At 60.3% G+C, this 19,188-nt stretch carries 17 protein-coding genes and 2 pseudogenes; 6 read left to right on the top strand and 13 right to left on the bottom strand.

The annotated features are described in order from the left end of the window. Positions 1-123: 123 nt before the first annotated feature. The 3 genes and pseudogenes from B9Z48_RS17175 to B9Z48_RS17190 all read right to left on the bottom strand — a co-directional run bounded on the left by B9Z48_RS17175 (position 124) and on the right by B9Z48_RS17190 (position 3,058). Positions 124-1,110, bottom strand: coding sequence for a hypothetical protein (locus B9Z48_RS17175; protein ID WP_146186320.1), 987 nt, complete (start codon positions 1,108-1,110; stop codon positions 124-126). 73 nt (positions 1,111-1,183) lie between these two features. After that, positions 1,184-1,441: pseudogene (locus tag B9Z48_RS22130) on the bottom strand (GNAT family N-acetyltransferase); the annotation flags it as partial. 678 nt (positions 1,442-2,119) lie between these two features. Then, positions 2,120-3,058, bottom strand: coding sequence for a LysR family transcriptional regulator (locus B9Z48_RS17190; protein ID WP_108380130.1), 939 nt, complete (start codon positions 3,056-3,058; stop codon positions 2,120-2,122). A gap of 253 nt (positions 3,059-3,311) precedes the next feature. On the opposite strand from B9Z48_RS17190, the gene B9Z48_RS17195 reads away from it, so the two are divergent. Beyond that, the gene (locus B9Z48_RS17195) at positions 3,312-4,823 is read left to right on the top strand and encodes a CoA-acylating methylmalonate-semialdehyde dehydrogenase (protein ID WP_108380056.1); all 1,512 of its coding nucleotides are present in this window, start codon (positions 3,312-3,314) and stop codon (positions 4,821-4,823) included. 222 nt (positions 4,824-5,045) lie between these two features. Here B9Z48_RS17195 and B9Z48_RS17200 read toward each other — a convergent pair whose 3' ends face one another. Both B9Z48_RS17200 and B9Z48_RS17205 read right to left on the bottom strand, forming a co-directional pair. Further along, entirely contained in the window at positions 5,046-5,765 is a 720-nt protein-coding gene (locus tag B9Z48_RS17200; protein ID WP_089952334.1) for an enoyl-CoA hydratase/isomerase family protein, read from the bottom strand. 163 nt (positions 5,766-5,928) lie between these two features. Next, positions 5,929-7,311 carry a Fic family protein gene (locus B9Z48_RS17205; protein WP_108380131.1) on the bottom strand — a complete coding sequence of 461 codons (1,383 nt, stop codon included), beginning with the start codon at positions 7,309-7,311 and terminating at the stop codon, positions 5,929-5,931. Positions 7,312-7,634: 323 nt separating this feature from the next. On the opposite strand from B9Z48_RS17205, the pseudogene B9Z48_RS17210 reads away from it, so the two are divergent. Then, positions 7,635-8,045, top strand: a pseudogene (locus tag B9Z48_RS17210) (aldehyde dehydrogenase family protein); the annotation flags it as partial. A gap of 303 nt (positions 8,046-8,348) precedes the next feature. Further along, positions 8,349-9,107 carry a TSUP family transporter gene (locus tag B9Z48_RS17215; protein ID WP_089952623.1) on the top strand — a complete coding sequence of 253 codons (759 nt, stop codon included), beginning with the start codon at positions 8,349-8,351 and terminating at the stop codon, positions 9,105-9,107. A 7-nt stretch (positions 9,108-9,114) separates the two neighbouring features. On the opposite strand, the gene B9Z48_RS17220 is transcribed toward B9Z48_RS17215, so the two are convergent. The 7 genes from B9Z48_RS17220 to alr form a co-directional block, all read right to left on the bottom strand. Next, on the bottom strand, positions 9,115-10,047 hold the full coding sequence (locus B9Z48_RS17220; RefSeq protein ID WP_228769046.1) for a DMT family transporter: 933 nt from the start codon (positions 10,045-10,047) through the stop codon (positions 9,115-9,117). A 78-nt stretch (positions 10,048-10,125) separates the two neighbouring features. Further along, positions 10,126-11,160 (bottom strand): DctP family TRAP transporter solute-binding subunit, encoded by a 1,035-nt coding sequence (locus tag B9Z48_RS17225; protein ID WP_089952336.1) that lies wholly within the window; start codon positions 11,158-11,160, stop codon positions 10,126-10,128. Positions 11,161-11,196: 36 nt separating this feature from the next. After that, positions 11,197-12,495 carry a TRAP transporter large permease gene (locus B9Z48_RS17230; protein ID WP_089952339.1) on the bottom strand — a complete coding sequence of 433 codons (1,299 nt, stop codon included), beginning with the start codon at positions 12,493-12,495 and terminating at the stop codon, positions 11,197-11,199. Next, the gene (locus tag B9Z48_RS17235; protein WP_089952341.1) at positions 12,492-13,010 is read right to left on the bottom strand and encodes a TRAP transporter small permease; all 519 of its coding nucleotides are present in this window, start codon (positions 13,008-13,010) and stop codon (positions 12,492-12,494) included. Before B9Z48_RS17235 ends, B9Z48_RS17230 begins: the two co-directional genes overlap by 4 nt. Positions 13,011-13,166: 156 nt before the next feature. After that, positions 13,167-14,141: an alpha-ketoacid dehydrogenase subunit beta gene (locus tag B9Z48_RS17240; RefSeq protein WP_089952343.1), complete on the bottom strand. Its 975-nt coding sequence runs from the start codon at positions 14,139-14,141 to the stop codon at positions 13,167-13,169. Beyond that, positions 14,132-15,103, bottom strand: a complete 972-nt coding sequence (locus tag B9Z48_RS17245) for a thiamine pyrophosphate-dependent dehydrogenase E1 component subunit alpha (protein ID WP_089952628.1) — start codon at positions 15,101-15,103, stop codon at positions 14,132-14,134. The genes B9Z48_RS17240 and B9Z48_RS17245 overlap by 10 nt, the downstream gene beginning before the upstream one ends. Before the next feature lie 173 nt (positions 15,104-15,276). Beyond that, on the bottom strand, positions 15,277-16,371 hold the full coding sequence (alr, locus tag B9Z48_RS17250) for an alanine racemase (RefSeq protein WP_089952345.1): 1,095 nt from the start codon (positions 16,369-16,371) through the stop codon (positions 15,277-15,279). Between the two features lie 191 nt (positions 16,372-16,562). Here alr and B9Z48_RS17255 point away from each other — a divergent pair, with 191 nt between their 5' ends. The 3 genes from B9Z48_RS17255 to B9Z48_RS17265 all read left to right on the top strand — a co-directional run bounded on the left by B9Z48_RS17255 (position 16,563) and on the right by B9Z48_RS17265 (position 18,659). Next, positions 16,563-17,198, top strand: coding sequence for a DedA family protein (locus B9Z48_RS17255; RefSeq protein ID WP_089952347.1), 636 nt, complete (start codon positions 16,563-16,565; stop codon positions 17,196-17,198). Positions 17,199-17,209: 11 nt separating this feature from the next. Next, positions 17,210-18,106 (top strand): DMT family transporter, encoded by an 897-nt coding sequence (locus tag B9Z48_RS17260; protein WP_089952630.1) that lies wholly within the window; start codon positions 17,210-17,212, stop codon positions 18,104-18,106. A gap of 70 nt (positions 18,107-18,176) precedes the next feature. Then, positions 18,177-18,659: a glutathione peroxidase gene (locus B9Z48_RS17265; protein ID WP_108380058.1), complete on the top strand. Its 483-nt coding sequence runs from the start codon at positions 18,177-18,179 to the stop codon at positions 18,657-18,659. 138 nt (positions 18,660-18,797) lie between these two features. On the opposite strand, the gene B9Z48_RS17270 is transcribed toward B9Z48_RS17265, so the two are convergent. Further along, a complete protein-coding gene (locus tag B9Z48_RS17270; protein ID WP_233261178.1) occupies positions 18,798-19,184 on the bottom strand; it encodes a hypothetical protein in 387 nt (128 codons plus the stop codon). Between the last annotated feature and the right edge of the window lie 4 nt (positions 19,185-19,188).

The following is a 19,188-nucleotide window of genomic DNA, read 5'->3' on the forward strand; positions in this document are numbered from 1 at the left end:
CATATGGGCCTCAAGAACTCCCAGAAAACAGGCTCAATTGAATATCAATGTGGGAGTTTTGAGAATTGGGAATGACCCTGAAAGCCAGCATTCATGCGGGCTTCAGGGGTTTATCAGGGACGACTAATAAAAAAATGAGCCCTTCAGCCTGTTGCCCAGCAACTGCGAGAGGGTGACAACCGCTTGGTTTCTGTGGTTCATCACCGGCCCATCGCCAATGTTGACCAGAAAACTCAGGCCTCGGTCCAGATAGCGATGACACGAGCCTTTGTCCACCATCGCCGTCGTCAGCTCACCACTCAACACACGCTCTATCGCATTGGCATCGCCCTGCGTGACCATATAGGTGCCCAATGGCTGCGCCAACCGGGAAATCATTTCCGAGAACAAATGTCCAGCAGCGCCCACCCCCGAAATACCGCACTTTCGACTGGCCAATGGCACACGCTTCAAATCATCCAGCGTTGCGACAGTTTCTTGACGCGCAATCAAGACAGGATCATCACGGTAAAGAGACGCCACATAGCGAAATTGATCGACCGCTCTCACGTTGTGCATCGGGCTGGCCACCACCCCCGCCGTACTGACGACCGCCCCTGCAATCAATAGACTGGGGCGCTGTGGACGGCTGTGTCGCTCGGCATACTCCACCGCCTTCATGCCGGTATACCCGTGCTGGTGTGCCACTTGAACAGGCAAACCGGTCATGTTGGTCAGCGCCGCTTGGAAGTACCGGGCCACCTGACTGGTGATGCCATTGGCACCAAAAGGCACCACCAGTTCAATCCCCTCTAGGTCATGTGTTGGACTGTTTGCCCCCTTGGTCAGGGCAGGTGCCCCCATGCTGCAGCCCAGGCCCAAGGCTGCCAGTTTTTGCACAAAATCACGCCGCCGCATTCTGTCTCTCCCCATTGAGCCTTGCAGCGTGCGAATGACCGTCGGCCTTTGAAGCCTGATCCATGCTGCTTTGATGTTCTTTGAATCATTAATTATTACCAAAGAACTCAAATTATTCTGCCATTTGGCACGGTGCGGTAGCTCATGGCAGTCAGGCTGGCTCGAAGCAGGCGGCCATGGTACGCAAAATGGGCCTACAAAATGGACGTGCACGCAAGCGAACGCCAAGTCCTGGCAAGTCAGTGCCAGGAGGATTTGCACAACAAGCGCTTGTTCTGTGGGGTTTCTAAACCTGCAGATTGCAGGAAAGACGGATTTCTTCCACTTTCACGCCGCCCAGCTCCAGGGTTCTTGCAGGAACCGCATCCCGCTCAAACGCGGCCGCTTGGTAAAAACGCATCGCCCGGGTGTTTTGTGCCAAAACCCACAAGCAACATCTGCGATAAGCTTGTTCACGCAAGGTGGTTTGAGCCGCCCACCACAACTGACGCCCCACACCTGTAGACCAGACAGCAGGCGAAGCATACAAGGCCCAGATTTCGGCATCCCCCTTGGTTGCATCCGGATCACGACATGGATTTCAGCCACGGCCCGGGCATCTTCAGGCTCTGCATGACGAATTCGCATCACTGCCTCCTTTTCAAAGTGAACCACCGGTCAGGCACCCATTTGTGCTTCACGATGAAGGTGCGCATCATTCAGTGTATTTTTGAATTATTGATCCAGCCCTGAGAAGTTTGAAGTGGAAGGCTTGCCTTGGGGACAGTGATCAACGATGGGGGCTTTGTGGGAGCCCCGCCCTCGGGGCGATGGGTGGTGGTCTACGAGGCTCTTTCGCGGCGAGGGCGTCGCTCCTACAAAAAGGCGTTCATGCAAACTTCATCGGGCCGGATCAATAAGTCAATTTTTTGCCCAGTTCACTGTCCAAAGTGCATGAGAGCCCAAAACATTTCCCTTCCAGAAACCTTGAAGACCTTCGTGGATCGTCAAGTCAGCCAACGCGGGGACGGCACCCACAGTGAGTTCGTGCCTAAACCGATCCGCAAGGACCAGGATCGGCTGGAATGGCGAGAACAACTCCTGGCTGGTGCGAGTTCCGCCCCCTCAGCTCCCGTCAATGCCGCTTACTTTGATGGCCTGCGGGATCGGGTTCGCCAAGCCAAATTGAGCTCACCTTAGCGACATTGAAACAGCAGTGCCAAGTCTCTTCGCTGGCTATACATCACACCCCAAATCCCGTCGCCAATCCTGCCCTCAAATGCGCCACCAACGCCGCCACAGCCCGAGGCACATGCGGCGCATACGGGCGGATGGCGTAAATGGTTTCGGCAAAGGCCCCCACGGGTTTCCAGCCGGGCAGCACGCGGACCAACTGGCCTTTGCGCAGTTCGCCTTGGGCACTGAAGTCGGGCAGGAGGGCGATGCCAGCACCTGTGAGCGCGGCTTCGCGCAAGGCCTCGCTGTTGTTGGCGGCGAAGTGGCCACTCACAGGCACCGTGATGCGTTCACCCGCTTGTGAAGGCTCACGCGGCTCGAAGGTCCATGCAGGCGTGTCTTGCGAACGGGGGTAGTGCAGGCAGTTGTGGGTTTGCAGCTCGGTGGGGGTTTGCGGTTCGCCGTGTTGACGGATGTAAGCGCGGGTGGCCACCAGCACCGATTCGGTCGCACACAAGGCCCAAGCCACATGGGTGTCGGGCGGGCGAGCCGTGTGGCGAATGGCCAGGTCGTAGCCTTCGGTGGCCAAGGCACTGAGGCGGTCGGACAGGTCGAGTTCGATGCGCACGTCCGGAAAATCTTTCAAAAAAGCGGCCATCAGCGGCACCAGCTGCTGGCGGGCCAGCGCCACCGGGGCCGTGACGCGCAGCAAACCGCTGGGCTGTTCGGCCAAGTCGCGCACTTGGGCAAAGCTTTGCTCGATCTGCTCGAACGAGGCGCGCGTGTCATCCACCAGCCGCTGCCCGGCCTCGGTCAGACGCAGGCTGCGGGTGGTGCGCTGCACAAGGGTCACCTTGGCAGCCCGCTCCAGCTCGGCAATGCGCTGGCTCATCGCCGCCTTGCTCACGCCCAGGCGGGCGGCAGCGGCCGTATAACTGCCCTGCTGCGCCAGCACGCTGAGCCAGTGCAGGTGGGTCCAGAGGGTGTTGATTTTTTGCTCTTCCATGCAAGCATTGTTCACCATTTTGAACAATCAATTCAGCTTTACGGGCTTGTGAGGGGTGTCGGGGGTGCCTACACTCAGAACTCTTTCGGCGCTTTTTATCGGCAAGAGCTGGATACAAAGCGCCGAATTTTGGTAGGAGCCCACCCCTGTGGGCGATCAAACGGTCACCACATGATCGGAGATTCGCCCACGGGGTGGGTTCCTACAAAAGACAAATTCACGAGCAACAGGCGCAAGCCACAAGGAGCACACCATGAGCATCACGAACATCGGTCATTACATTGGCGGCCAAGTCGCCGCAGGCACTTCGGGCCGCAGCCAACCCGTGACCAACCCCGCCACAGGTGCCGTGACCGGCAACGTGGCCCTGGCCAACAGCGCCGAAGTGGCCCAAGCCGTGGCCGCTGCGCAAGCCGCTTTCCCCGCCTGGGCCGACACCCCGCCCCTGCGCCGCGCCCGCGTGATGTTCAAGTTCCTGGAGCTGCTGAACACCCACAAAGACGAGCTGGCCCACCTGATCACCGCCGAGCACGGCAAAGTGTTCACCGACGCGCAGGGCGAAGTCTCGCGTGGCATCGACATCGTCGAATTTGCCACCGGCATCCCGCAGCTGCTCAAGGGCGACTTCACCGACCAAGTCTCCACCGGCATCGACAACTGGACGTTGCGCCAGCCGCTGGGTGTGGTCGCGGGCATCACGCCCTTCAACTTCCCCGTGATGGTGCCCATGTGGATGTTCCCGGTGGCCATTGCGGCGGGCAACACCTTCATCTTGAAACCCAGCCCGACCGACCCCACCCCGTCGCTGTTCATCGCCGATTTGCTGAAAAAAGCCGGTCTGCCCGACGGCGTGTTCAACGTGGTGCAAGGCGACAAAGAAGCCGTGGACGCGCTGCTGGAGCACCCCGACGTGAAAGCCATCAGCTTTGTCGGCTCCACGCCAATTGCCAACTACATCTACGAAACCGGTGCCCACCACGGCAAGCGCGTGCAGGCCCTGGGCGGCGCGAAGAACCACTTGGTGGTCATGCCCGACGCCGACATTGACCAAACCGTCGACGCCTTGATCGGCGCAGGTTACGGCTCGGCTGGCGAGCGCTGCATGGCGATTTCGGTGGCGGTCTTGGTTGGTGACGTGGCCGACAAGATCTTGCCCAAGCTGATCGAGCGCACCAAGGCGCTGCAAGTGCTCAACGGTGAAAACCTGGCCGCCGAAATGGGCCCCATCGTGACCGACGCTGCGCGTCAGCGCATCAAGGGCTACATCGACGCGGGCGTTGCCGAAGGCGCACAGCTGTTGGTCGATGGCCGCGAGTTTGACGGTGCAAAGGCCGGTGCCGGTTGCGAACAAGGTTTCTGGCTGGGCGGCACGCTGTTTGACAACGTGACCACCGACATGAAGATCTACAAAGAAGAAATCTTTGGCCCGGTCTTGAGCTGCGTGCGCGTGCCCGACTTCGCCACCGCCGTGCAAATCATCAACGACCACGAATTCGGCAACGGTGTGAGCTGTTTCACCCGCGACGGCAATGTGGCCCGTGAATTCAGCCGCCGCATTCAAGTGGGCATGGTCGGCATCAACGTGCCAATCCCCGTGCCCATGGCCTGGCACGGTTTTGGCGGGTGGAAGCGTTCGCTGTTTGGCGACATGCACGCTTATGGTGAAGAGGGCGTGCGTTTCTACACGAAGCAAAAGTCCATCATGCAGCGCTGGCCTGAGAGCATTGGCAAGGGGGCTGAGTTTGTGATGCCGACCGCCAAGTAATCATCACTTCTTGCAGGTGTGAATGGCCTCGTTGCGCTTCGGCGTGCCGAGGCCTTTTCTTTGGCTTCTCGCGTTGCGGGTCTGGAGAAGCGTTAAGCACTCACGAAAGTGAGCGTGCGTGCCGAGCTGTTGCTGTGGTGACCTGCTTGAGGGACTCGTTTCGACCCAAAGTAGACGTCACCCATGCCAAAGAACGGACCCAACCCAAGGCATACGAGTTCTTCAACTACCTGCTGCATTTGGCTCACTGACCACGACAGCCCTATGGGCTTCGTTTTCGATGTCGATGGTTTGGTGAAATTTGTGAAGTCCTACTTCGTTCAGTGCCCGTTTAAAGCGAGCAGCCAAATCGGGTTTCAGCGATGCCAGCTTTTGGGTGATGCGCTCTGATTCTGGCTCCAGTTCCTCAGGTTCGACAACACGCCAGATGAGACCCCATGATTGCGCATCTTCGGCGGAGAACTCATCGCCCAAGAGCATGAGTGCTTTGGCCCGGGCAACACCCACATAGGCAGGAAGGGTAGCAATCAGTCCCCCCGTCACAAACACACCAAGGGATGCCTCGGGCAGTTTGAAACGAGCACTGGATGCAGCAATCACCACATCTGCGTTAAGCATCCATTCCAGGCCCGCTCCAACGGTCCAGCCATGAACCGCTGCAACGACAGGCTTGGACAAGCCGACGATGGCTTGTGCAACCGCTTGGACAGAGGTCAAGTCTTCCTCGGTTGGAGCGGCAGCGATATCCCGCCCTGCGCAGAAGGCTTTGCCATTGCCTCTGAGTAATACGACTTTGACGGATCTGTCTTCATTGGCTAAGTGCAATGCTTCGAGTAGTTCGTGAGACAGCTCGTTGTCAATCGCATTGAGCTTTTCAGGTCGGTTCAACGACAAGATCATGGTCCCGTCATGGATTTTGCAGAGGAGTTTGGGATTGGTCATATTCGGTGATTTTGTTGCATATCTTTCACTGCATGTGAGCAAAATGATTTGGGTGGATGCGCTGAAAGTGACTGCCCTCGCAAATAACGCTCATCGCTACCGTCCGTTAATGGCCGAAACGGGCCCCTCGAAATTGAATGAGCGCAGCGCCACGAGCGCCTGCTTACCGCCCCACCCAAGTCGAAAACTCCAACGGCCGAATCCCAAACCGCACCGCATTGCCCGCATGCAGCGCCGCAAACTCGGCCAGCACCAGCGCGGTGAAGTGCGCGTGCTCGTCCGGCGGCACCGATTCGGGTATCTTGCTTTTCACCGCCTGCTCGGAGGCGGCTTCGCCTTGGCGCACGATGGCGGCGACCACTTCGGCCAGGGCCTGCCGATGGCGCAGCCGAAATATGTCGGGTGGCACCAGGGTTTGCTGAATGGCCACGTACTGTTGGCATGAGCGTTCATAGGCCCACACAAACACGTCGCACAGCAGCTCCACCCGGTTGAGTTCGTACACGCCCAGCATGGCGTGCCCATAGGCTGGCTGCGGCACGTCGATGAATGACAGTGGGCAGAGGTTGTGGCGGATGAACGGGATGTTGGCGGCCAGCCGCGAGACGCGTTTGTTCACGTCTTCAAACGGTTGCAGATAGGGCAGGTGCACCATCAAAAAGAAGGCCTGCTCAAACGGGTCGGCAATCTCGGCGGCCATCTGCACCACGATGCCCAGCAACTCTTCCAGCCGCTGGGGCAGCGCCAGCGGCAGGTAAACGCTGCCACCAATCTCCACCGGGCGGCGGCGTACGCGGCCCACAGCGGTGGGGTCGGCCATCAGGCCGTCCGACAAAAAAGCGTGCAGCGCGATCACGGTGTCGGTCTGCACACGCGCGTTGTCGGGGCTGAGCACCAGGTATTCGATGGCCTGTTTGTGGTTCAAGATCATCTGCGTTTCCAGCGCGTCCTTGCCTTCGGCGGCTTGGCCAAAGGCGATCAGCCGCTCGGTGTCAAGGCGGCTGTAGGTGTTGCCCTCCAGTTGCGACGAGGCCCAAGACAGGTCGATCAGCAAGCGGTTGAGCATGTCCCGCGCGAAAGTGCCCGCAGGGGTTTGCGCGGCGGGCGAGCGGCCCATGGTGTGCAGCTGCTCGCGCAAGTCCAGCGGCAAGTAGGCGGTGTGGTTGGGCTGGTATCGCTCCAAGAACGATGGCCGGTAAGCCACTGGACGGCGCAGGTGGCGCGGCTGGGTCACGTAGGCGCGGACCTCGGCCCCTGGTGCCGACACGGGCAGGTCATCAGGCGGCGGGGCGATGCGCCAATCGACCTCTGGCTCTTGTGCGCGAATGGCGGCAGATGTCGTGCGGCGGTAACGCGCCGTGCGGCGATCGCCCAGCATCTCGATGCGTTGCTGCGCCACCAGCAAGGCCAAGCGCCGTTGCAGTGTGCGGCGGTGGATCGGGGTTCCCCATTGCTGCGCGAGGGTGTCAATGCCCACGCCATCGGCGGCGGTGACGATGAGTTCGAGCAAGCTGTCCAACTCTTGTGTGGGGGTCAGGCGTGGCATGAGACGGGGTTTGAAGAAGTGTGTGGTTTGCGACAATCAATTGTCGTAAAACATTTTATGCGACACAAAAATTGTCGCAAAGACCTATTTTGACGCCCTTATGCGCCAGCTCTTTAGGTCCTATTGATCCGGCCCTGAGAAGTTTGAAGTGGAAGGCTTGCCTTGGGGACAGTGATCAACGATGGGGGCTTTGTGGGAGCCCCGCCCTCGGGGCGATGGGTGGTGGTCTACGAGGCTCTATCGCGGCGAGGGCGCCGCTCCCACAAAGAAAGCGTTCATGCAAACTTCATCGGGCCGGATCCATAACACTGTGGCCTGGCAGCTTCTGGCTGGGCGGCACGCTGTTCGACAACGTGACCACCGACATGAAGATCTACAAGGAAGAGATCTTTGGCCCGGTCTTGAGCTGCGTGCGCGTGCCCGACTTCGCCACCGCCGTGCAAATCATCAACGACCACGAGTTCGGCAGCGGCGTGAGCTGCTTCACCCGCGACGGCAATGTGGCCCGTGAATTCTCGCGCCGTATCCAGGTGGGCATGGTCGGTATCAACGTGCCGATCCCCGTGCCCATGGCCTGGCACGGTTTTGGCGGCTGGAAGCGTTCGCTGTTTGGCGACATGCACGCTTATGGCGAAGAAGGCGTTCGTTTCTACACGAAGCAAAAGTCCATCATGCAGCGCTGGCCCGAGAGCATTGGCAAGGGCGCTGAGTTTGTGATGCCGACGGCGAAGTAAAAAATCCAAAAAACAGTCAGGGATTTCCCGAAAATCGGGAAATCCCTGAGGAAATTCAGGGTCTTGTTCCCTTACAGTTCAGCCACTCGATGCAAAGCAGTATCTGCATCCCGAGGGCCGAGGAGACAACTCGAACCCCAAAAATTCGAACATCAACCAACATCCGAACGAGATGTATTTCCAAAGCGTCGCGCAAGCGGCGCTTTTTTTTGGCTTTGTCCATCGCCCTTGGCGCTGAAGGCAACAAAAGCACCTGCCGATGACGACATGCCCTCACATGACGCCACGGCACAATCACTCCCCATGGAATTACTGATTGTTTCACTGGCCTCATTTTTGGCTGGCCTGATCGACTCGATTGTGGGCGGCGGCGGCTTGATTTTGATCCCGGTTCTGTTTGCCACCTTTCCCCAAGCGCCACCGGCCACCTTGTTTGGCACCAACAAAAGCGCCTCAATCTGGGGCACCGCCTTTGCAACCGTGCAATACAGCCGCAAAGTGGTCATGCCCTGGCGCTCTTTGCTGCCTGCAGCGGGGGCTGGATTGATCGGCTCACCGATGGGCGCGTGGACCGTCTCCCAAGTCGACCCCGGGGTGTTTCGCAAAATTTTGCCCATCTTGATGCTGGCCTTGCTGCTGTACACCCTGGCCAAAAAGGACATGGGCCGTCATCACGCACCACGATTTGCTGGTGCCCAAGAAGCCTGGGTGGCTGCAGCCATCGGCTTGACCATTGGCTTTTACGATGGTTTTTTTGGCCCCGGCACCGGCAGTTTTCTGGTCTTTGCCTATGTGCGTCTGATGGGCTACGACTTTTTGAACGCCTCGGCTTCGGCCAAATTGATCAACATGACCACCAATTTCTCAGCCTTGGTGCTGTTCACCCTGCAGGGCCATGTGTGGTGGCACCTGGCGTTGGCCATGGCGGTGTCCAACATTTTGGGCAGCTTGATCGGCACACGCCTGGCCCTCAAGCACGGTGCGGGTTTTGTGCGACACGCCTTCATTGGGGTGGTGGTGGTCTTGATCTGCAAAACCGCCTACGACACTTGGCTGAGCTGACAAGCGCTCAGCGCCTGCGCCATTTGATCTGCCCGGCATACTGCGCCAGCGCCACGCCCAGCAAGGTCACGCCAGCCCCTGCGATCTTGGCCCAACTGTAATGCTCACCCGACAGCGCCCAGGCAAACAAGCCTGCCATCGGTGGCATCAAGTACATCAGGGGCGCACTTCGGGCCACACCGCGGACCGTGTTGATCCAGCCCCAGGCCAGCCAACCGATGAAGGCCGACACCAAGATCGACCAAAACAAGCCCACCCAAGCCCAAAAATCAAGCGCCCCCCAGTTGGCAGCCATGCCAGCGGGCACCGACAAAAGCATCACCGGCAACCCGCCCAGCAAGGTGGCGTACCCCATGGTCAAGACCGGTCCGTGTTTCTCCATCACGGGTTTGACCGCCACGGTGTAATAAGAAAAGAAAGCCGCAGCGACCAGCAAAACCAAATCGCCCCCGCCTGCCCGCCAATTGCCACCCAGCAACTTGTCTGACAGGAACATCAACACGCCCCCAAAAGCCAGTCCCACACCCGACATTTGCGGGGCAGTCAGTCGCTCCAGACCCTGATAGCGCAAGATCAACAAGGTCAAAATCGGCCCGCACGCCAAAATCACCGAACTGGAAAAGGCCGTGGACCAATGGATGCCATAAGTGACCAAGCCCACATGCAAAGAGTGGCCGATAAAACCCAACCAAGCCATCTGCAGCACGTCCTTGCGGGGCAAAGGCGGCAGCCAACGACCAAAACGCCAGCGCATGAGCAGCAGCGCACACACGGGCATGATGAGGTAACGCGCCCACAAGAAGCCACCGGGCGTGATCAGGTCGAACAGGTACTTTTGCAGGGTGAAGTTGCCACCCCAAATGACAATCAACACCAAGGCAATGAGCAAGGCCAGCTGGTCATGACGGTGCAGTGGGGCGCTGTGGGACATGGTTTTCATGGTGAGCCTTCAGGCTTCAAAGGCTGACACCCTTAAAAAAATGCGTGGCCAGCCATGCATGACTGGCCACGTCTGACATCACTTTTTACGCGCAGCGACAGCGGCTTCGGCCTCTTTCACCAGAGCAGGGCCCACGGTATTTTTCCACTTGTCATACACCGGGCGGGTGGCTTTGACGAAGGCTTCGCGCTCGCTGGCCGAGAGCGACGTCACTGTCACGCCCATGGCGGCGATGTCCTTGAGCACAGGCTTGTCGGCTTCAACCAAGCCTTTGCGGGCGATGGCGATTTCGGCTTTGCCTGCATCCACAGCGGCCTGGCGCACGATGGCCTGGTCAGCAGGCGTCCATGAAGCCCAGATGTCTTTGTTGACCACAAAGATCAGCGGATCGGCCACATAGCCCCAGGTGGTCACGAATTTCTGGCCCACGTTGTGCATTTTGAGCACAGTGAACAAGAACAAGGGGTTTTCCTGACCGTCCACAGCGCCGCTGGACAGTGCAGGCTGCGCATCGGCCCAGCTCATTTGTGTGGGGTTGGCCCCCATGGCGCTGAACATGTCCGAGTAAATGGGCGAGCCCACCACGCGAATTTTCATGCCCTTCAGATCGGCTGGCGACTTGATGGGGCGCTTGGAGTTGGTCAGTTCGCGGAAGCCGTTTTCACCCCAGGCCAAAGGCACCACGCCCGATTTGTCCAGCGTCTGGAAAATCTTCTGGCCCACGCTGCCTTGTGTCAGCGCGTCAATGGCGGCGTAGTCGGGCATCAAAAAGGGCAGCGAGAACAGGTTCAGTTCTTTGACCTGGGGTGACCAGTTGATGGTCGAGCCCACGGCCATGTCGATCACGCCCTGGCGCAGTGCGCTGAATTCGCGGGTCTGGTCGCCCTGGATCAGCGACACACCGGGGTAGAGCTTGATGTTGATGCGCCCCTGCGTGCGTTCCTTGACCATGTCGGCCCACATCTTGCCGGCCTGGCCCCAGGGTGTGGGGGGGCCCAGCACCAGCGACATGCGGTATTCGGCTTTGTAATCGGCGGCCACGGCCGGGGCAGTGAAAGCGCTCAAACCAGCGGCTACAGCCAGCAGGCTGAGCAAGTGACGACGAAGTTTCATGGTTGTCTCCTTGTTGAAAAAATAAAAACGGGGGGATCAATAGCCCAGATAACGCGGCAGCCACAGGGCCAGCTCAGGCCAGGCGATGACGGCCAGCATGACCAGGAACATCGAAAACAGCATCCAGCCGACCCAACGCACGGTTTCTTCCATGCGCACGCCGGCAATGCGGCAAGACACCATCAGGTTCACAGCCAAAGGCGGCGTGAACTGGCCCAGCGCCACTTTGAGCGTGAGGATCACGCCAAACCAGACCGGGTCCCATTTGTAGTACTGCACGATGGGCCACAAGAGTGGCACAAAAATCAGGAAGATGGACACGCCGTCGAGGAACATGCCCACAGTGATCAACATGAGAATCAGCAATGCCAGCACACCGTATTCACCCAAGCCCGAGTTGACGATGGCGGTGGTCACCGGATCGATCACCCCCAACGTGGACAGGGAAAAGGCAAAAATACCGGCCAAAGACACCACCAGCAAGATCACGGCCGACAACTCGCCGGATTCGCGCAAGATGACAAACAGGTCGCGCACCTTGATCGTGCGGTAAATCACCATGCCCACAAACAAGCCATAAAACACCGCCACCACCGCCGCCTCAGTCGGCGTGAACCAGCCGGCACGCATGCCGCCCAAAATCAAGACCGGCGCGGCCAGGCCCCAAGTGGCCTCCACAAAGCTTTTCCACAACTCGGGACGCGGCAAGCTGGCCTCGAGCGCACCCATCTTGTGTTTGCGGGCCATCCACACGGTGGGCACGATCAGGGCAATGCCCGCCAAAATGCCGGGAATCATGCCAGCCGCAAACAAGGCGGGCACCGAAGCACCGGGCACCAGCACCGAATACACAATGAAGGCCACCGAAGGCGGAATCAAGATGTCCGTGGCCGCTGCCGCGCCAACCACACTGGCCGAAAATGGTGCCGGGTAACCGGCCCGCGACATGGCCGCGATCATGACCGCACCCACGGCAGCGGCATTGGCTGGGCCTGAGCCGGAAATGCCGCCCAAAAACATGGCCACCACAATCGCCACCAAAGGCAACATGCCCGGGCCACGACCCACGATGGCCACGGCAAAGTTGACCAGCCTGAGCGCCACGCCAGAGCGGTCAAAAATCGAGCCCACCAGCACAAACATGGGAATGGCCAGCAGCGGGTACTTGCCCAGACCCGCGTAAAAGTTTTGCGGCACAGCCAACAGGCCAAACCACTGCGCGTCCGAATTGGCCAAGGCAATGCAGGCGGCTCCTGCCAAGCCCAGCGCCGCGCCAATGGGCACGCCCATCAGCATCATGACCACAAAGGCGACAAACAGAAGGGTCGGGATCATGGCTGACGCCCCCGGCGGATGAACAGGCCCAAGGCACGTCCGGCAATGGCCACCGACAAGACCGGCAGCCAGATGGTGTACCACCACTGCGGCACCCCAATGCCCGGCGAGGTTTCGCCAAAGCGGAAATCGTCCCAGACTACGCGCACACTCAGCACCGCGATCAGCGCAAACAGCACAAACACCATCAGCGCACCAAAGCGGGCCAGCGCCCGCTGGCGTTTTTCAGGGCCGCTGTCGGCAAAGTATTCAATGCGGATTTGGCGGTTGCGGGCCACCGAGGCCGAGCCCGCCACCAGCGCCAGCACAATCATCAGGAACACCGAGAACTCTTCGGTCCAGGCAAAAGACTGGTCGGTGAAATAACGCACCAGCACATTGGCAAAGGTGATGAGCGACAACAGGCCCATCACGATCACCGTGAGCCAATCCTCGATTTTCAAGGGCACAGCAGTTTGTTCATCGGGTTCAGCAGCGGCCACTTTGGCGGGGGCTTGTTCGTGCAAATGGGTCATAGGTTTCAAGCCAAATTTAAAGTTCAATTTACCATGGCGCTCTTGGTCACATGCCTCTCGAACAGTCCCCAAAGCGCCTCGGAGACACAGGGATTACCCCATGAAAAAACCCGCAGAGTGCACATGCAAGCTGATCGCAAACATGGGGCAACATCCTCACCGCGTGACGGGCTTCAGGCAATCTTGCGCTGCCGCCACGATTTGATCAGCCGACACGCGGGCGACCGCTTCCAGCACGGGGGCGTAGCCCACCGGGATGCGGGGTGCGCCCAAGCGTTTGACGCGCACGCCCAGAGTTTCGGCCACGGTGGCGGCGATTTCTGCGCCAAAGCCTGCCGCCTGAATCGCCTCGTGCACCACCAGCAAATGGCCTGTTTTGGCGGCCGACTTGAGCACCGTTTCCCGGTCCCAGGGCCACAGGGTGCGCAAATCGATCAGCTCCACCTGAACGCCCAATGCCGCCAATTGTTCGCAAGCCGTTTGGCACACCTGCACCTGACGGCTCCAACTGACCATCGTCAAATGATCACCCGGGCGCAGCACCGCAGCTTGGCCCAAGGGCACCTGCACGCTTTCGTCCACCGGCCCTTCCAGGCCCCAGAGCGTTTTGTGTTCCATATAGACCACCGGGTCGCCGCACTGCATGGCCGAGCGCAACAAGGAGTAGTTGTCTTGCACCGAGCCCGGGCACACCACCACCAAGCCAGGCATGTGGGCAAACCAGGCTTCGAGTGACTGAGAGTGCTGCGCCGCCGAGGCGTCCCAGATGCCTATGGGCATGCGGGCCACCAAAGGCACGCGGCCTTGGCCACCAAACATGTAACGGTTTTTGGCCGCCTGGTTGATGATTTCGTCCATGCCGCACAAGGCAAAGTCGACCACACGCATCTCCACCACCGGGCGCATGCCCGCCAGCGCCATGCCCACGCCGCCGCCCATGATGGCCGCTTCGCTGATGGGCGTGTCGATGATGCGGTGCGTGCCAAAGGTCTGTTGCAAGCCTTTGTACTGGCCAAAAATGCCGCCCCGACCCACGTCTTCGCCCATGACCACCACGCGCTCGTCGGCTTCCATTTCGCGCTGCACGGCCAGCACGGCGGCCTGGCTGTAACTCATCGTGTTCAAAACCATTGACCTTCTCCTGTGGTCTGGATGTCGGTGTAAGCGGCGGACACATCGGGCCATGGCGCTTGGTCCGCTGCCTGCATGGCCGCCTGCACTTCGGCCTGCGCTTGCTGGTCCATCTGGTCGCACACGGCATCGGTACTGCCCAGCGCCAGCAGGGCGCGGCGGGCGTTCTGGATGGGGTCGTTTTTCAGGGCTTCTTCGACTTCTCGGGGGTCGCGGTAAGCGGCCAGGTCCACCGACACATGGCCTTTGACGCGGTAGGTGCTGGCATGCAACAGCCGCGGCCCTTGGCCTGCGCGAATGGCCTGCACCAGCTCGGCGGCTTTTTCATAAACGGCCCAGACATCGTTGCCATCCACCGGAGTCGCTGCAATGCCCAGGCTTTCGCTGCGGGCCGAAGCACCAGGGCCAGCGATCATGGGACCACTGGCAGTGGTGGCGCTCCAGCGGTTGTCTTCGCACACAAACAGCACCGGCAGCTGGTGCACTTGCGCCCAGTTGAGGGCTTCCAGAAACGGCCCTCGGTTGATGGCGCCGTCACCAAAAAAGCAAACAGTGATGTCGCTGCGCCCCTGCAGTTTTTGTGCGTGGGCAGCGCCCACGGCAATGGGCAGGCCCGCCGCCACCACGCCGTTGGCCCCCAGCATGCCGACGGAAAAATCGGCAATGTGCATGGAGCCGCCTTTGCCCCCGTTGAACCCTGTGGCCTTGCCGTACAGCTCGCACATCATGCGGCCCAGATCTGCCCCCTTGGCCAGGGTGTGGCCGTGGCCACGGTGCGTGGAGGTCAGGTAGTCGCTGGGGCTGAGGTGGGCGCACACGCCAGCGGCCACGCCTTCTTGCCCGGTGGACAGGTGCAAGGGGCCGCGAACTTTGGCGCTGCCGTCGGCGGTTTTGTTGTAGGCGCTGACACCGCCCTGGCTCAGGATTTCGGCGGCATTTTCAAACGCCCGGATGCGGGCCATGCACAGGTACAAAGCGGCCAATGCGTCTTTTTGAGCGGTGGAGGGCAATCGATGTCTCCTGTGATGAGATCGCCCCGGAAAACAATTTTCTCAAGGCCATGTGCACTCTAATGGCATTTGACAGGCAGGCCTGCACGCAGGCGACAGGGCCCCTTGAGCGGGTTGACAGGGTCTTAGACCACCACCACGGGCACACGCGCAGCCAACGCACACATGAGCTCATAGCCCACCGTGCCCGCCGCTTGCGCCACCTCGTCGATGCTGAGCACCGCGCCTTGCGCCGACTGCCCCCAGAGCGTGACCATGCTGCCCACACCCGCATCGGGGAAGGAACTCAGGTCCACCGTCAGCATGTCCATGCTCACGCGGCCCACCGTGCGGCCCCGCTCACCATCCACCAGCACGGGCGTGCCCGTGGGGCAGATGCGCGGGTAACCATCGGCGTACCCGCAGGCCACCACACCGATGCGCAGGGGGCCATCGGCCACAAAGCTGGAGCCATAACCCACGCTGTCACCCGCCTGCAGGTGCTGCACCGCGATGATGCGGGCATTCAGGCTCATGGCGGGCAACAAACCCCAGTGCGAGGCGTTGTGCTCGGGAAAGTCCGGCGAGCTGCCATAGACCGCGATGCCAGGGCGAATCCAGTCGGCTTTGACGGTGGCATCGTGCGCATGACGCAAGCTGGCCGCACTGTTGCTGACACTGCGCTCGCCAGGCAGGTCGCGCGTGGCCTCTTCAAAACGGGCCATCTGCTCGGCGATGCCTTTGGGGCCGTCGGCGTCACTGAAATGGGTCATGAGCGAGATTTCGTCCACCTGCGGCAAGGCGTTCAGCCGCGTCCAAGCCGATCGAAAGCGGTGCGGGGCAAAGCCTAACCGGTTCATGCCCGAGTTCATTTTGAGGAAAACCCGGTGCGGCTCGTGCGTCTTGTGCAGCGCCAGCATGTCGATTTGCTCGTCACAATGCACCGTGTGCCACAGGTGCAGGCGCGAGCACAGCTCCAGGTCCCGCGCCTCAAAAGCGCCTTCCAGCAACAAGATCGGGCCGCGCCAGCCCAGTGAACGCACCCGTTCGGCCTCACTCAGGTCCAACAACGCAAAACCATCGGCCCCGCGCAGACCGTCGAACACCCGTTCAATGCCGTGGCCGTAGGCGTTGGCCTTGACCACCGCCCAGGCTTGGGCGTCGGGTGCGGCCTGGCGGGCATGGCTCAGGTTATGGCGCAGGGCGGCGGTGTCGATGGTGGCTTGTATGGGACGGGGCATGGGGGTTCAAGACAGAATGAGCCAATCAAGTATGCCAGCTTCAAGGGTCTCCAAATTGGACTCAAGCATAGGGATAACACAGCCTTTCCCCTGCCCGGCAGGGGCTTACAAATGATTTACACTGACCCGCAGCCTGTTAACCCCGCGCCATCTGCCTGAACTGTTCAGACGCTGGCAGAACCTTGACATCCATGGAAGTTTTTCAGTTTTTGATGCCCATCTTCACCGAATACGGTTATCTGGCCGTGTTCGTGATGTTGTTGATCTGCGGCTTTGGCGTGCCCGTGCCTGAAGACGTGACCTTGGTCACGGGCGGTGTCATTGCAGGTTTGGGCCACGCCGATGTGAACACCATGTTTGCAGTGGGCATGGCGGGCGTCATGGTCGGTGATGGCCTGATGTTCACCCTGGGTCGTCTGTATGGCCAGCGCATTTCCAAATTACCGGGTTTCCGCAAAATCCTCACGCCCGAGCGCTTTGCCAGCGCCCAAGACGCCTTCCAGAAATACGGCAAATGGGTCATGTTCGTGGCCCGCTTCTTGCCCGGTTTGCGCACGCCGGTATTTTTCTCGGCGGGCATGAGCCAGCGCGTGAGCTTTGCCACCTGGTTTTTCATGGACGGCTTTGCCGCCTTGATCAGCGTGCCGATCTGGGTGTACCTGGGTTACTTTGGTGCGCAAAACTGGGACTGGATGTTTGGCGTGCTGCGCCAGTTCCAACACGGCATCTTTGCCCTGCTGGGCATCGGTATTGTCTGGTTGGGCTGGCGCTGGTGGCGCAAGCGCCAGGCCACGGCAGCGGCCAAAGCTTCTGGCGACGCCTCCTGATCCGCCCACGCATGGGCCACACCTCCCCCAAAAGCCTGGCGGTTGCCGGGCTCCTGTTCAACGCCTTTGTTTGGGGCGTGTGTTGGTGGCCCTTCAAGCAACTCGAAGCCCAGGGCTTGCACCCGCTGTGGGCCACGGCGCTGGTCTACGCCTTTGTCTTTGTGTCCATCGCCTTGTGGCTGTGGCGCAGCGGGCAGCTGCAAAGCTGGCGCGGCCACCCCGGGCTGTGGCTTTTGCTGCTGAGCTCGGGGCTGACCAATGTCGGCTTCAACTGGGCCGTCACGGTGGGCGACGTGGTGCGCGTGGTGCTGCTGTTTTATTTGATGCCGGCCTGGTCGGTGCTGGTGGCCTGGTGGCTGCTGGGTGAAAAACCCACCCCCATGGCCTTGCTGCGCTTGCTTTTGGCGCTGGCCGGTTTATTCATCGTGCTCAAAACCCCCGAAACGCCCTGGCCCGTGCCCGAGAGCCTGGCCGATGGGCTGGCGCTGATGGGCGGCCTGACGTTTGCCATCACCAACGCCTTGCTGCTCAAGCTCAAAGACACGCCCAGCGCGTCGCGCACCCTGGCCATGTTTGGCGGCGGCGCGGTCATGGCCACGCTGGCGGCCTTTGTGGGTTTGGCCTCGGGCGTCGTGGCCATCGGCGCGGCACCCGCCTGGAGTTGGTTGCCCCTGGTGGCCCTGCTGAGCCTCTCGTTTTTGTTGGGCAACCTGGCGCTGCAATACGGTGCCGCCCGCCTGGCCGCCCACACCACGGCGCTGGTCATGCTGTCCGAAGTGCTGTTTGCCAGCGTGTCCTCGGTGCTGCTGGGCGCATCCAGCTGGGACAGCCGCACCCTGATTGGCGGGTCTTTGATTTTGCTGGCGGCTTTGCTGTCCATCGTCGGGCCTGGCCACAAGGCCAAATGACGCAGCTTGCACAGCCATGGGCTGTCGCTGGCATGATGTCCTTTTGCTCACTACCACCGGAAAGCACCCCATGAGCCTGTACGACCTCGAAGCCCAAAGCATCGACCACCAAACCGTGCCCCTGTCGCGCTACAAAGGTCAGGTGATGCTGATAGTCAACACCGCCAGCGCCTGCGGCTTCACGCCCCAATTCACCGGGTTGGAAAAATTGCACAAAGCCTACGCCGACCAAGGCCTGGCCGTGCTCGGCTTTCCCTGCAACCAGTTCGCCAGCCAGGACCCGGGCGACGACGCACAGATTGCCAACTTCTGCCAGAAGAACTACGGCGTGAGCTTTCAGATGATGAGCAAGGTCAAAGTGAACGGCGACGAGGCACACCCGCTGTACCAATGGCTCACCGCCGAAGCCCCCGGCATTTTGGGCAGCAAGGCCATCAAATGGAACTTCACCAAGTTTCTGGTTGGCAAGGACGGGCGGGTGATCAAGCGCTATGCGCCGCAAGACTCACCCGAGAAGATGGCCAAGGACATTGAGGCGGCGCTGGAGGCTTGATGGTGTTTTGATGTTGTTTTGATATCAAATTGAGGGGGTTTGGTATCAGACGACTCGGTTATCCCCCTGCCCGTTGGTCTGCCAGCCGTGACCAACGGCTCTGCATGATGGGCCTCCAACCCGTTCCGGCTCCTTGATTCAACCCCTCCAAGTCAGCACCACCAACCAAACCAACATCGCCACGCCACCCCACACCAACACCCGTGTGCGCAGGCGCAGCATTTCCACGGCGCTGACCAAACGCGCATTTTGTTCGGCCAACTCGGCCAGGGTTTCGGTCAGCTCGCGCTGGGTTTGGGCTTGGCGGTCGATCTGGCCTTGTGCGGCGATCAAGGCGTTTTTGAGTTCTCCCAAGCTGGGCACCGCACTGACCGGGGTCGTTGTAGCAGGCGTGCCTGCTTGGCCGGGCGGCTGAGGGGGTTGGCGGTCCATCAGCTTGCGTGCGGCTTTGAGCACCGAAGGTGCGTGTTCGATCACATCGCCCCAGGGAATCACTTTCAGCGCCATCAACCAAGGTATCGCCATCGTC

The sequence above is a fragment of the Limnohabitans sp. WS1 genome (assembly GCF_003063265.1).
Lineage (GTDB): Bacteria > Pseudomonadota > Gammaproteobacteria > Burkholderiales > Burkholderiaceae_C > Limnohabitans_A.

Coding starts and splice junctions, on each gene's coding strand:
- B9Z48_RS17245 (WP_089952628.1), bottom strand. CDS start 15,103: ATGGCCCGCATCCGGGCGTTTGAAAATGCCGCCGAAATCCTGAGCCAG.
- B9Z48_RS17235 (WP_089952341.1), bottom strand. CDS start 13,010: ATGACCCATTTGCACGAACAAGCCCCCGCCAAAGTGGCCGCTGCTGAA.
- B9Z48_RS17260 (WP_089952630.1), top strand. CDS start 17,210: ATGGGCCACACCTCCCCCAAAAGCCTGGCGGTTGCCGGGCTCCTGTTC.
- B9Z48_RS17215 (WP_089952623.1), top strand. CDS start 8,349: ATGGAATTACTGATTGTTTCACTGGCCTCATTTTTGGCTGGCCTGATC.
- B9Z48_RS17200 (WP_089952334.1), bottom strand. CDS start 5,765: ATGACCAATCCCAAACTCCTCTGCAAAATCCATGACGGGACCATGATC.
- B9Z48_RS17195 (WP_108380056.1), top strand. CDS start 3,312: ATGAGCATCACGAACATCGGTCATTACATTGGCGGCCAAGTCGCCGCA.
- B9Z48_RS17265 (WP_108380058.1), top strand. CDS start 18,177: ATGAGCCTGTACGACCTCGAAGCCCAAAGCATCGACCACCAAACCGTG.
- B9Z48_RS17205 (WP_108380131.1), bottom strand. CDS start 7,311: ATGCCACGCCTGACCCCCACACAAGAGTTGGACAGCTTGCTCGAACTC.
- alr (WP_089952345.1), bottom strand. CDS start 16,371: ATGCCCCGTCCCATACAAGCCACCATCGACACCGCCGCCCTGCGCCAT.
- B9Z48_RS17220 (WP_228769046.1), bottom strand. CDS start 10,047: ATGAAAACCATGTCCCACAGCGCCCCACTGCACCGTCATGACCAGCTG.
- B9Z48_RS17270 (WP_233261178.1), bottom strand. CDS start 19,184: ATGGCGATACCTTGGTTGATGGCGCTGAAAGTGATTCCCTGGGGCGAT.
- B9Z48_RS17255 (WP_089952347.1), top strand. CDS start 16,563: ATGGAAGTTTTTCAGTTTTTGATGCCCATCTTCACCGAATACGGTTAT.
- B9Z48_RS17190 (WP_108380130.1), bottom strand. CDS start 3,058: ATGGAAGAGCAAAAAATCAACACCCTCTGGACCCACCTGCACTGGCTC.
- B9Z48_RS17225 (WP_089952336.1), bottom strand. CDS start 11,160: ATGAAACTTCGTCGTCACTTGCTCAGCCTGCTGGCTGTAGCCGCTGGT.
- B9Z48_RS17230 (WP_089952339.1), bottom strand. CDS start 12,495: ATGATCCCGACCCTTCTGTTTGTCGCCTTTGTGGTCATGATGCTGATG.
- B9Z48_RS17240 (WP_089952343.1), bottom strand. CDS start 14,141: ATGGTTTTGAACACGATGAGTTACAGCCAGGCCGCCGTGCTGGCCGTG.